Consider the following 12,361-nt stretch of genomic DNA (forward strand, 5'->3'; position numbering starts at 1 on the left):
TCCGCCGAACGCCGGTCAAGCGCGGGACGGCGCGCGATTCCCGACGCGCCGCTCAGCGCGTCGCGTCCGGTGTCGTGCAGCCGTCGAACAGATCCAGCGCGGGCTTGCGCACGGCGGTGGTCACATCGGCCAGGCCCAGCACGCTGTGGAAGACATGGTCGTGCGACAGCGGTCGCTTGTCGCGTCCGCGCAGGCAGGGCAGATCGAGGCCGCGACGGGCGGCGAAGCGTTCCGGCGCCCACAGCTGCATCGGCACATGGGTCTGTTCGTCCGGCGCCATGGCGTAGGGCGCGCCGTGCAGGTACAGCCCGTGTTCGCCCAGCGATTCGCCGTGGTCGGAGACGTACAGCAGCGCCGGATCGATGCGCGGATCGTCACGCAGCAGTTCGGCGGCGCTGGCGAGGATGTGATCGGTGTAGAGGATGGTGTTGTCGTAGGTGTTGCGCAGTTGCAGGTCGCTGCACTGCTGCAACTGGTTGCTGCGGCATTCGGGCGTGAACTTCGCGAACGCCTTGGGATAGCGCGCGTAGTACGCGGGGCCGTGACTGCCCAGCAGATGGAGCACCACGACCGTATCGCGGCGGATCGTCGGCAGGGTCGCGCGCAGTTGTTCCACCAGAACCTGGTCGTGGCATCCTTCCTCGTTGCACAGGGTCGGGTCGGCCTCGCGGCCGGCGCGCACTTCCTTCGCCCGCTTCGCGAGACTCTTGCTGCCGGTATTGTTGTCCAGCCACAGCACGTCGTAGCCGCCGCGCATCAGCACGTCGAGGACGTTCTCGCGGTATTTGGCGACGCCGTCTTCGTAATCCCTGCGGCCCAGATCGGTGAACATGCACGGCAGCGAGGTCGCGGTATTGGTGCCGCAGCTGGCGACATTGCTGAAGTTGAGAACGCCGAGTGCGCGCATGCGCGCATCGGTCGGCCGGTCGTAGCCGTTGAGCGAATAGCTGGAAGCGCGGGCGGACTCGCCGATCGCCAGCACCAGTACCACCGGCCGGTCGCCGGCCTTGAGCGCGGGGCCTCGACGCGCGTCGAGGCCGATCGCCTGCAGCGGCCGGTTGTCGTCGCGGGCATGGTCCATGTAGGACAACTGTGCGGCCAGCAGCGCGAACGGATTGGCGATATGCCGCAGTTCCATGTGGTTGCGCAGCAGCGAGGCGACGTCCTTGCCGAAGCCCGCGGCGGCGATGCCGAGCAGGGCGAACGCCAGCGCCGCGAGTTTCAGCCGCGACCACAGCTCGCGCAGCGGCGATCGCCAGTCGATCTTCACCCACCACAGCAGCATCGCCGGCAGCAGGCCGAGGCCTGCGATCGTCAGCAGCATGCGCGCGTTGAGCCATTCGCCGGCTTCGCGCACGTCGGTTTCGTAGACGCTGGCCAGGGCGTGGCGGTCGATCACCGCGCCGAAGTCGCCGATGAAATAGGTCGCGCCGGCCGCGAGCATGAGCACCAGCGTCAGCCCGGGCCGGAACGTCCAGCGCAGGCTCAGCGGCAGCAGCATCAGCAGGGTCAGTGCGAACAGCGCGGCGGCGACCGCCGCGATCACGCCGATGCCGCGCAGGCCGTCCAGGCCGGGCGCATTGAACACGATCCGCCACAGCCGGGCGTTCAGCGCCACGACGATGAAGAGGACGGTGAGCAGCAGAAGAGCATTGGCGCCCAGGGTCGGGCGCGGCACGGCGGAGGGTCTTGGCATTGCGGCATGGTGCACGCCGCGGCTTATGGCAGGATTATGACAACCGCAAGAAATTGCGAGTTTTTCGTTCGTTTTCCGCTAAGTGAGACGGGCGCCACGAAAGCGCGTGCGCTCACTTCAGGCTGCGCTCGAACAATTCGTGGATGCGGCGGTACTGGTCGTACCACGAGGCGGGACGGGTGTAGCCGTGCCGTTCCAGCGGGTAGCTCGCCAGTTCCCACTTGTCCTTGCGCAGCTCGATCAGGCGTTGCGCGAGGGTCACCGAATCCTTGTAGAAGACGTTGTCGTCCATCATGCCGTGGGCGATCAGCAGATGGTCCTGCAGGCGATCGGCGAATTCGAGCGGCGAGGAGCGCCGGTAGGCCTCGGGATCGAGATCCGGGGTGTTGAGGATGTTGCTGGTGTATTCGTGGTTGTACTGCGACCAGTCCGCGACCGGGCGCAGCGCGGCGCCGGCCTTGAACACGCCCGGGCGCTTGAACAGCGCCATGAAGGTCATGAAGCCGCCGTAGCTGCCGCCGTAGATGCCGGCGCGATCGCGATCGCCCTGTTTCGTGTCGACCAGCCAGTCGAGGCCGTCGAGGTAGTCCTGCAGCTCCGGTTCGCCCATGTGCCGGTAGATCGCGGTGCGCCAGTCGCGGCCGTAGCCTTCGGACGCGCGGTAGTCGAGATCCAGCACGATGTAGCCCTGCTGCACCAGCAGGTTGTGGAACATCTGTTCGCGGAAATAGTTCGGATAGCGGTCGCTGACGTTCTGCAGGTAACCGGCGCCGTGCACGAACATCACGATCGGATAGTGCTTGCCGGGTTCGGGCGTCTTCGGGCCGTAGTACTTGCCGCGGATCGTGCCGGCGCCATGCTTCGAAGGGACGTCGACGTACTCCGGTTCCAGCCACGCCATCGCCTTGAACGCATCGCTGCGGGTGTCGGTGAGCGTGCGCGCCTCGCCGCCCGCGGCGTCGACCACCGCCAGCTGCGGCGGCAGATAGCTGTCGGAATGCCGCACCAGCAGCGTCGTGTCGTCCGGCGAGGCGACGAAATCCTCGACCCCGTCCAGCGCGGTCAGTTCGCGTACCGCGCCGCCGGCCACCGGCACCTCGCAGACCTCGTAATCGCCCGGCGAAGCGCGGTTGCAGACGAAGCGGAAGCGGCCGCCGTCGGCGGACAGCACCGGCGACGAGGCCTCCCACTTCCCGGAGGTGAGCGCGCGCGCCCTGTTGCCGTCATGGACGTACAGATGCGACCAGCCGCTTTCCTCCGACAGGTACCACAGCGTGCGGCCGTCGCGCAGCCAGCCGAAGTCGTTGAAGTTCCAGTTGATCCACGCCGGATCGGTGAGCCGGTGCCGCGGTTGCAGTTTGGCGTTCGCGAGATCGACGCTCGCGATCCAGCGATCCTTGTTGTCGATCGCGCGCACCAGCACCGCGACGTTGCGGCCGTCGTCGCTCCAGTGGATCGCCGGGCCGCTGCCGTCGCCGTCGGTTTCGATGCGCACCGCGCGGTTGCCCGTCAGCGGCGCCTGCTTCGCCGCCTTGCGCAGGTCGGCGAGCGGATCGACGGCGATGCCCGGCAGCGCGTCGAATGTCAGTTCGGTCGCCTTCGCCGCGGCGATGTCGACCAGCCACAGCGCATGCGCGACCGGCGCGTTGCGGCCGACCCGGGTGCGGACTTCCTCGAATTCCTCGTAGCCGGACTCGGTGACGTACTTCGGCATCTTGCCGGCCTGACCGCCGTCGGCGCCCTTGGCGGCGGCGACCACCAGCAGCCAGCGCCCGTCGGGCGACAGCGCGCTGTCGCCGATCTCGACGTTCTTGCCGAGATACACCGGCGCCGGCGCGCGGCTCGGATCGGCGCGGCGCCAGGCCAGTTCCTGTTCGCGCGCGGCCTCGCGACGTTCGCGATCGGTCCGGAGCGTTTCGATCAGGCGCAGCTGGCGATCGCGAAGATCGTCCGCGGCCGGCGGCTTGGCCGGATCGTCCGCGGCCTGCACGTTCGCCGCCTGCAGCACGCCGGTGGCGGCGGTCCAGCGCGACCATTCGTTGCCCGCGCGCCAGATGAGGCCGCCGTCGCGGTTCCACTGCGGCCGCGATTCCTGCGCTTCGGTGCGGGTGAGCTGGGTGAGCGCGCCGCTGCGCAGGTCGCGGATGAAGACATCGCCGTTGCGCACGAACGCCATGCGCGTGCGGGTCGTGTCGAACACCGGTCGCGCGGCATCCAGGGCGGCGCGTGCGGCGTCGCCGGTGCGCGCCGGTGCGCCGCCGGCCACCGGCACCGTCCACAGGTCGCGCACGGTCGCGCCTTCGCGCTTGCGGCTGTAGATCGCGGTCTTGCCGTCCCACGACCACCAGGCCTGATCGACCGCCGGGCCGATCCAGTCCGGGTCGGCCATGATCCGGTCCATGGTCAGCGCCTCGGCGGGCTGCGCGGCGGCGTGGCCCGCCATCGACAGGAGTGCGGCGGCGAAGGCGGACAGAGCGGGCGAAGCGCGGAATCGGGAGGTCATGGCGGGCGCCGGCGGACGGAATCGCGCAGCTTACTTCGGGCCTTCGCGTGCGGCAGCGGGCCGATGGTCACGGGTGCGCCTGCGCCCGCGGACGCCATGCGCAGGGGCCGGCGCGGGCGGCCGACGAGCGGACGCGGAACGCTCTAGCCCCAAACCGTGCTTTGCCGCACAATTCGCCCGGAATCTCCACGATATCCGGCAGTTGGGCGATACTTGGATGCATCCGCCGCAGGTCAGGCGCGCAAGTGCTTGATCTGACAGGGGCAGGCCCGATCCGGTTCGATCGGGCCTGTGGCGCCGAGGTCCCGGTCCCGCCGCAAGGCGGGGACGCCGCCGTTTTTTCCTCCGCACCCTTTCCAGGCATCGACCCGTTCCGGCCATGCAAGCCTACGTCTACAAGAGCCAACGGAAGGCCGACACATACGTCTATCTCGCGGCGCGCGACGATTTCGCGCGTCTGCCCGAGCCCCTGCGCGCCCAGCTCGGTGCGCTGCAGTTCGTCCTCGAAGTCGCGTTGACGCCCGAGCGCAGGCTCGCGCGCCAGGATCCCGCCGTGGTCCGCGCCAACCTCGCCGCCCGCGGTTTCCACGTGCAGTTCCCGCCGACCATGGCCGATCCGATGACCGAGGACTGGGGCACGGATGGCTGAGGACGCCATTCTCAACACCGCCCCCCGCACCCGGCCGTCGGCGCCGCCGCTGGCCGCGGGTGTCCTGCTCACCGCGGTCGCCGGTGCCGGTGGCGCGCTCGTCGGCGGCATCGGCGGCGCGCTTCTTGCCGGCTGTGCGGGTCTGCTCGCCCAGCCGGCGTTCGCGTTGGCGATGCGCGGCGGCCGCTTCGTTCCGCGCGACGCCCTGCGCGATGCCGGCGCCCTGGCGCTGTTGTGGGCGTTCGCGCTGCTGCCGTTCTTCGCGCTGATCGCATGGCCGCTGTCGGCGCTGCGGCAGGGCGGCACCCTCGGCGCCGCGGTGGCGGTGAGCGCGGTGGCCGGCGGCGCGCTGATCGGCCTGTGGCGGACCTGGCCGCTGTGGCGCTGGCTGGAAGGCGAGGGCGGCACCCTGCGCGAACACTGGCGCGCGCTGATCGACACCGACACCCGCGACTGGCGCGGCCTCGGCGCCGCGGCGCTGCTGGCGTTGCCGCTGGCCGGCACGCTGTCGCTGGCCTGGCCGGATCTGATGCCGGCGACCGCGCGCTGGCTCGTCGCCGCCGGCTGCGCGCTGGCGTGGCCGCTGGCGCATCGCCTGCTGCTGCGCCTGCCGTCGCCGTCGCCGGTGAGCGCGGACGCGCTGCTGCAGGCGGCGCTGGACGAGGAAGACGCCGATGCCGCCATCGCCGCCGATGTCTCGGTGCTGGCCGGCACCGATCTCGACGCCGCGCTGTACGACGCCGCGCGCCACGGCCGGGTCGAACGCGCGCTGTCGCTGCTCGACGCCGGTGCCGATCCGCACGCGCTGCCGCCGACCGACGCCCGCGACCAGCGCACGCTGCCGATGCTGGCCGCGGTGCTGCCCGACCTGCGCCTGTTGCGCACGCTGATCGCCCACGGCATCGATCTCAACGCGATGCATGCCGGCATGACCCCGCTGATCGCCGCCACCCGCGACAGCTGGCACGGCCGGCCGGAAGCGGTGATGACGCTGCTGACCAACGGCGCCGATCCGCGCATCGCCGACAGCGAAGGCAACACGCCGCTGCACCACGCGGCGCGCAGTTCCGACCCCGGCGTGGCCGCGCTGCTGCGCGATTCCGGCGCCGAGATCGATCCGCTCAACCGCGATCACGCCACGCCGCTGGCGCTGGCCTGCACCGCCGGCAACTGGCGGCTGGCGCGCTTCCTGCTCGAGCGCGGCGCCAGGGCCGATCTGCCCGGCGCGTTGCCGGCGCTGCACGCGGCGGCCGGCGGCGACGAAGACGATCCGGCCGGCGTGCAACTGCTGCTCAAGCATCGCGCCCGCGCCGACGCCCGCGACCCGCGCGGCCGCAGCGCGCTGCACGAGGCCGCGTTCGCCGGACACGCCGAGATCATCGGCATCCTGCTCGGCGCGGGGGCCGACATCCACGCCCGCGACGGCGAACAGCGCACGCCCTTCCTCGACGCCGCGCGCGGCGGTCGACTGCCGGCGCTGCAGGCGCTGCTCGCCGCGCGTCCCGACGTGCGCGCCAGCGACGCCCACGGCCGCCACGCGCTGATCCTGGCCTGCCTCGCGGATGCGCCGTCGCCGGCGCTGATCCGCGCGCTGCTCGACCTCGGGCTCGATCCGGCGCAGGCCGACGCCGACGGCAGACGCGCGATCGATCATGCCGCGGCCGCCGGACGCTGGGCGCTGGTGTCGGCGATCGATCCCGATTACCTGTTGCCCGCCAGCGTCGGTGCTGACGCCGACGCCGACGCCGACGCGCCGGTGCCCGACCGCGCGCCGATCGCGCTGCTGCGCGACGCGCTGTACGAGGGCCATGTCGACGACTGCGCGCGCTGGCTGCCATTGGTCGCGCCGTCCGAACTCGGCACGCTGCTGCACGACGGCGGTTCGCCTGCGGAACCGGCGCGGATCGACTGGCTGCTCGCGCACGGCGCGGATGCCGAGACCCGCGACGCCGCCGGCGACACCCCGATGTTCGCGTGGCTGGCGCAGGGGCCGGCCGCCGCCGCCGCGGTGCAGGCGCTGCTGCGTCGCGGCGTGTCCCCGGCCGGCGCCGGCGGGCTGTCGCGCTTCTTAGCCGCCTGCGTCGCCGCCGATCGCGCCGATCGCGGCCTCGAAAAACTCGCGCTCGATCTGCTCGACCGCGGTGCCGATCCGTTCGCGCCGACGCCGGCGGGCGATCCGCCGCTGACCCTGGCGGTGCGGCTGGGCTGGACCCAGGCGATCGCCCGTCTCATCGCCACCGGCGTCGCGCTCGACGCGCGCGACCAGCACGGCATGACCGCGCTGCACCTCGCGGCCGCGCTGCGCCGCGAGCCGATCCTCAAACAGCTCATCCTCCACGGCGCGTCGCCCAACGTGCGCGCCGCCGACGGCCAGACGCCGCTGGGCGTCGCGTTGTCGAGCGGCCGTCGCGACCTCGCCGACTGGCTGGACTGGCGGCACTGGCCGCTGCCGGGTCGCGCGCTGCGGCCCACGGATCTGCCGGCCGCCGCGGTGCTGGGCGATGCCGACGCGGTGCGTCGCCTGCTCGATCTGGGTATGCCGATCGACACAGCCGATGCGCAGGGCTGCACCGCGCTGCTGCGCGCGGCCGGCGGCGGTCATCGCGCGGTGGTCGAACTGCTGCTCGCCCGCGGCGGCGATCCGAAACTCGCCGCGCGCACCGGCGCCACGCCGCTGTCGGCGGCGGTCAGCATGCGTCAGGTCGACATCGTCGACCGCCTGCTCGCCGCCGGCGCCACGCTCGAACAGCGCCTGCCCGGCGACGTCACCGTGCTGATGCTCGCCGCCGCGCTCGGATTGCCCGATGTCTGCACCCGGCTGCTCGCCGCCGGCGCCAACATCAATGCCGCCGATGCGCAGGGGCTCACGCCGCTGCACTGCGCGGCGCTGTACGGGTTCACCACCCGCGACCGTCGCCGGCTGGTGGCGCTGCTCGATGCGCTGCTGCTGGCCGGCGCCGACCCCGACGTCCAGGCCGCGGGCGGCGTCACCCCGTTGCTGCTGCTGCTCGGCGCGCGCGCCGAGCCCGGCACCGCCTGCGACGAGGACGTGGTGCTCGCGGGCATGGCGCGGCTGCTCGACGAAAGCGCGACCCTGCAGGTGCGCGATCCGCGCGGCTTCGGCCCGCTGCATCTCGCCGCGCTGCACGGCCTGCTGCGCGTCACCCAGCAGTTGCTGCGCGACGGCGCCGATCCGCAGGGCCGCGACATGCTCAACCGCACGCCGCGCGAGATCGCGGTGATGCGCGGGTTCGTCGATGTCGCCGCGGAATTCGCGCCGCTGTCCGGTGGCGTGTCGATGGCGCGGTTCCTGAAGGATCGCGACAGCTGAGCTACGTCGGCCGGGTGCCGATCCCGGCTTCCGTCAGCCCCTGTGGGAGCGGCGGAAGCCGCGACGCTTTCCTGCTGCGGGCGATCGCGGTCGACCGGAGAATGGTTCGGGGCATGGGCGCGCGTCGTGTCCGCAGGAAACAGGTCCCTCGCTGCGCTCGGGATGACAACGGCGGACGTATGGCGACCGCCGCTTTCTCACCGCCCCAGCGGCAACCCCCGGAACGCCTTCACCGTCCGCAGCACGAAACTCGAATTCACGTCGGCGACGCCGGCCTGATTCAACAGCCGGTCGAGCAGGAAGCGCGAGAAGTGCTCAAGGTCCTGCACCACCACATGCAGCAGATAGTCCATGTCGCCGGTGAGCGCGTGGCAGGCCACCACCTCCTCCCAGTCGTTGACGAACCCGGCGAACGCGGCCACCGCCTCGGCGTCGTGGCGCGACAACTGCACCCGGACGAAGGCCTGCAGGCCCAGACCGAGCCGCTCGGGATCGACTTCGGCCCGGTAACCGGCGATCACCCCGTCGCGTTCCAGCCGCTGGACCCGACGCAGGCAGGCCGAGGGCGACAGATGCACCCGTTCCGCCAGCTCGGCGTTGGTCTGGCGCCCGCCGCGCTGCAGTTCGGCCAGCAACAGCAGATCGGTGCGGTCGAGTTCGGCGGCTGGCATGGCGTTGTCCTGCAAGACTAATATGCGCACGATTATTGCGCAAAATCCGGCTCGATCTGCAACGAAGCAAGCTTATTGCGCGGCCGAGCGCTTACAGTGACCGGATCGCCCATGGGCAGGAAGCTTCATCATGAATTCTCTCCAGGACCCGGCCGCCGCGCCGCAGCGCGTCGAGCACCGGATGACCGACAAGGGCTATGTCCCGGTCTACACCACCGCCGTGGTCGAGCAGCCGTGGAGTGGCTACAGCCGCACCGACCATGAGGTCTGGGCCACCCTGTTCGCGCGCCAGCAGCGTCTGCTCGAAGGCCGGGCGAGCGAGGAGTTCCTGCGCATGCAGGCCGCGATGGGCATGACCGCGCGCGAGATCCCGAAATTCGACGATCTCAACCGCAGTCTTCGCGGCGCCACCGGCTGGGAGATCATCGCGGTGGAAGGCCTGCTGCCCGAACTGGATTTCTTCGAACATCTGGCCAACCGCCGCTTCCCGGTGACCTGGTGGATCCGCAAGCCCGAACAGCTGGACTATCTGGCCGAGCCCGATCTGTTCCACGATCTGTTCGGCCATGTGCCGCTGCTGATGAACCCGCTGTTCGCCGACTACATCGCCGCCTACGGCCGCGGTGGCGTCAAGGCGCACGCCATCGGCCCGGAGGCGCTGGCCAACCTCACCCGGCTGTACTGGTACACGGTCGAGTTCGGCTTGATCCGCGAAGCCGGCGGCCTGCGCATCTACGGCGCCGGCATTCTCAGTTCCAAGGGCGAAAGCATCCACTGCCTCGACAGCGCCGCGCCGAACCGCATCGGTTTCGATCTGGCGCGGATCATGCGCACCCGCTATCGCATCGACAGCTACCAGAAGACCTATTTCGTCATCGACAGCTACGCCCAGCTGATGGAGGCCACGCGGCCGGATTTCACACCGCTCTACGCGCAGCTGGCGGTGGCGGACTCGATCCCCGCCGGCACCGTGCTGGACGGCGATGCGGTCTTCCATCGCGGCACCGGCGAGGGCTGGCCCACAGACGCCGACGTCTGAGCGAGCCGGCCATCCGTCGCCCGCCGCAGGGCCCGCGACGGCGGGCCCTGTGCGTTTGCGCACGCATTCCCTCGCGTGCCGCGCAGGCGTAGGCTCGAATCGATGGCTTGCGGCGGCGATCGCTGCCGATAGCCGCGGTCTTTCCTCGACCCGGGAGTGATGCATGGCGTGCATTCCGCATCGTCTTCGCCCGTTCCGTCCGCGTCGCAGCCCGGATCAGTGCCCGATGGGCGTCCGATCGGGGGCGATCGGGGGCGATCGGGACCGATGAGGCGAGGGTCGCACATCGATTTGGCGCGGATGCCGCGCGGGCTTGATCCGGATCAAAACGCTGCCTTAACGCAATCTTATGATGCACCGCAACCCGGAGGTCCATCCATGCAAACCGCGACGTCAACCTACAACGACAAAGTGGTGCTCCAGTTCTCGGTGATGACCGTGGTCTGGGGCATCGTGGGCATGCTCGTCGGCCTGTTCATCGCTGCCCAGATGTACTGGCCCGCCCTCAATTTCGATCTGCCCTGGCTGTCTTTCGGCCGGCTTCGTCCGCTGCACACCAACGCGGTGATCTTCGCGTTCGGCGGCAGCGCCCTGTTCGCCACCAGTCTGTACGTGGTCCAGCGCACGTCGCACGTGCGGCTGCTCTCGGACAAGCTGGCCGCGTTCGTGTTCTGGGGCTGGCAACTGGTCATCGTGCTGGCCGCCGTGACCCTGCCGCTGGGCCTGACCCAGGGCAAGGAATACGCCGAGCTGATCTGGCCGATCGACATCCTGATCGCGGTGGTCTGGGTGGCGTACGCGGTGCTGTTCTTCGGCACCATCGGCAAGCGCAAGGTCAAGCACATCTACGTCGCGAACTGGTTCTACGGCGCCTTCATCATCGCCGTGGCCCTGCTGCACATCGTCAACAGCCTCGCGATTCCGGTCACGCTCACCAGCTCCTTCCCGATCTACAGCGGCGCCGTCGACGCGATGGTGCAGTGGTGGTACGGCCACAACGCGGTGGGTTTCTTCCTGACCGCGGGCTTCCTCGGCATGATGTACTACTTCATTCCGAAGCAGACCGGCCGCCCGGTGTACTCGTATCGCCTGTCGATCGTGCACTTCTGGGCCCTGATCGCCATCTACATGTGGGCCGGCCCGCACCATCTGCAGTACACCGCGCTGCCGGACTGGGCGCAGAGCCTCGGCATGGTGTTCTCGCTGATCCTGCTGGCGCCGTCGTGGGGCGGCATGATCAACGGCATGATGACCCTCTCGGGCGCCTGGCATAAGCTGCGGACCGATCCGATCCTCAAGTTCCTGATCGTCTCGCTGAGCTTCTACGGCATGTCGACCTTCGAAGGTCCGATGATGTCGATCAAGACGGTCAACTCGCTGTCGCATTACACCGACTGGACCATCGGCCACGTGCATTCCGGTGCGCTGGGCTGGGTGGCGATGATCTCGATCGGTTCGATCTACGCGCTGCTGCCGCGCCTGCTGGGCCAGAAGGAAATGTGGTCGGTCAAGCTGATCGACGCGCACTTCTGGACCCACACCATCGGCGTCGTCTTCTACATCGCCTCGATGTGGATCGCCGGCGTGATGCAGGGCCTGATGTGGCGCGCCACCAACAGCGACGGCACCCTGACCTACAGCTTCGTCGAATCGCTCGCCGCGACCTATCCCTACTATCTCGGCCGCTTCGCCGGCGGCGCGCTGGTGGTGGTCGGCATGCTGATCATGGCGGTGAATGTGATCCGCACCTGGCAGGCCGCCAAGGGTCCGGTGGCGTATCCGGTGATCGCGCCGGACGCCGCGGAAGCCCGCGCCTGACCGCCCGCCGCAGAACACGAACACGAGGCACAGACCCATGAGCCACGCTCACGAGAAAGTCGAAAAGAACATCACCCTGATGGCGATCCTGATCGCGGTCGCGGTGTCGTTCGGCGGCATCGCCGAAATCGTCCCGCTGATGTTCCAGGCGGAAGCGATCAAGCCGCTGCCGGGCGTCAAACCCTATCCCGCGCTGGAGCTGGCGGGCCGCGAGGTCTACATCCGCGAAGGCTGCTACAACTGCCATTCGCAGATGGTGCGCACGCTGCGCTTCGAGACCGAGCGCTACGGCCATTACTCGCTGGCCGGCGAGTCGGTCTACGACCGTCCGTTCCAGTGGGGCAGCAAGCGCACCGGTCCGGACCTGGCCCGCGTCGGCGGCCGCTACTCCGACGACTGGCATCGCGTGCATCTGAACAATCCGCGCGATCTGGTGCCGGAGTCGAACATGCCCGGTTTCCCGTGGCTGGCCGACGCCACGGTGGACGGCGCGCTGGTCAAGAAGAAGATGCAAGCCCTGCGCACGCTGGGCGACCCGTACACCCAGGCCGACATCGACGGCGCCAACGCCGCGGTGGAAGGCAAGACCGAACTGGATGCGGTGGTCGCGTATCTGCAGGGTCTCGGCAAGCACGCGCCGAGAGGGGGCTGAGC

Annotated in this window: 8 protein-coding genes; 5 read left to right on the forward strand and 3 right to left on the reverse strand. The window is 69.9% G+C overall.

The genetic code is table 11. The features are described from left to right. Nucleotides 1-52: 52 nt before the first annotated feature. Together ABD974_RS07690 and ABD974_RS07695 are read right to left on the reverse strand one after the other, a co-directional pair. Nucleotides 53-1,678, reverse strand: a complete 1,626-nt coding sequence (locus ABD974_RS07690) for a phosphoethanolamine transferase (RefSeq protein WP_345302713.1) — start codon at nt 1,676-1,678, stop codon at nt 53-55. Between the two features lie 130 nt (nt 1,679-1,808). Further along, on the reverse strand, nt 1,809-4,199 hold the full coding sequence (locus tag ABD974_RS07695) for a S9 family peptidase (RefSeq protein ID WP_345302714.1): 2,391 nt from the start codon (nt 4,197-4,199) through the stop codon (nt 1,809-1,811). Nucleotides 4,200-4,578: 379 nt separating this feature from the next. Here ABD974_RS07695 and ABD974_RS07700 point away from each other — a divergent pair, with 379 nt between their 5' ends. After that, complete coding sequence (locus ABD974_RS07700) at nt 4,579-4,848, forward strand: YcgL domain-containing protein (protein ID WP_345302715.1); 270 nt, start codon at nt 4,579-4,581, stop codon at nt 4,846-4,848. Next, entirely contained in the window at nt 4,841-8,179 is a 3,339-nt protein-coding gene (locus ABD974_RS07705; RefSeq protein ID WP_345302716.1) for an ankyrin repeat domain-containing protein, read from the forward strand. The genes ABD974_RS07700 and ABD974_RS07705 overlap by 8 nt, the downstream gene beginning before the upstream one ends. 197 nt (nt 8,180-8,376) lie before the next feature. Here ABD974_RS07705 and ABD974_RS07710 read toward each other — a convergent pair whose 3' ends face one another. Beyond that, nucleotides 8,377-8,850 carry an Lrp/AsnC family transcriptional regulator gene (locus tag ABD974_RS07710; RefSeq protein ID WP_345302717.1) on the reverse strand — a complete coding sequence of 158 codons (474 nt, stop codon included), beginning with the start codon at nt 8,848-8,850 and terminating at the stop codon, nt 8,377-8,379. Nucleotides 8,851-8,980: 130 nt separating this feature from the next. Between ABD974_RS07710 and phhA the strand changes: the two genes are divergently transcribed. From phhA to ccoO, 3 genes are all read left to right on the forward strand, one after another. After that, nucleotides 8,981-9,889: a phenylalanine 4-monooxygenase gene (phhA, locus tag ABD974_RS07715; RefSeq protein ID WP_345302718.1), complete on the forward strand. Its 909-nt coding sequence runs from the start codon at nt 8,981-8,983 to the stop codon at nt 9,887-9,889. 378 nt (nt 9,890-10,267) lie between these two features. Then, complete coding sequence (gene ccoN, locus ABD974_RS07720; protein WP_345302719.1) at nt 10,268-11,707, forward strand: cytochrome-c oxidase, cbb3-type subunit I; 1,440 nt, start codon at nt 10,268-10,270, stop codon at nt 11,705-11,707. A 37-nt stretch (nt 11,708-11,744) separates the two neighbouring features. After that, nucleotides 11,745-12,359, forward strand: coding sequence for a cytochrome-c oxidase, cbb3-type subunit II (ccoO, locus tag ABD974_RS07725; protein ID WP_345302720.1), 615 nt, complete (start codon nt 11,745-11,747; stop codon nt 12,357-12,359). Nucleotides 12,360-12,361: the final 2 nt, after the last annotated feature.

Source organism: Lysobacter hankyongensis (genome assembly GCF_039543145.1).
Classification (GTDB): Bacteria; Pseudomonadota; Gammaproteobacteria; order Xanthomonadales; family Xanthomonadaceae; genus Lysobacter_I; species Lysobacter_I hankyongensis.

What these genes read in the sequence shown, in the direction of transcription:
- ABD974_RS07695 (WP_345302714.1), bottom strand. Translation starts at nt 4,199, where the DNA reads ATGACCTCCCGATTCCGCGCTTCGCCCGCTCTGTCCGCCTTCGCCGCC.
- ABD974_RS07700 (WP_345302715.1), top strand. Translation starts at nt 4,579, where the DNA reads ATGCAAGCCTACGTCTACAAGAGCCAACGGAAGGCCGACACATACGTC.
- ABD974_RS07705 (WP_345302716.1), top strand. Translation starts at nt 4,841, where the DNA reads ATGGCTGAGGACGCCATTCTCAACACCGCCCCCCGCACCCGGCCGTCG.
- ABD974_RS07710 (WP_345302717.1), bottom strand. Translation starts at nt 8,850, where the DNA reads ATGCCAGCCGCCGAACTCGACCGCACCGATCTGCTGTTGCTGGCCGAA.
- phhA (WP_345302718.1), top strand. Translation starts at nt 8,981, where the DNA reads ATGAATTCTCTCCAGGACCCGGCCGCCGCGCCGCAGCGCGTCGAGCAC.
- ccoN (WP_345302719.1), top strand. Translation starts at nt 10,268, where the DNA reads ATGCAAACCGCGACGTCAACCTACAACGACAAAGTGGTGCTCCAGTTC.
- ccoO (WP_345302720.1), top strand. Translation starts at nt 11,745, where the DNA reads ATGAGCCACGCTCACGAGAAAGTCGAAAAGAACATCACCCTGATGGCG.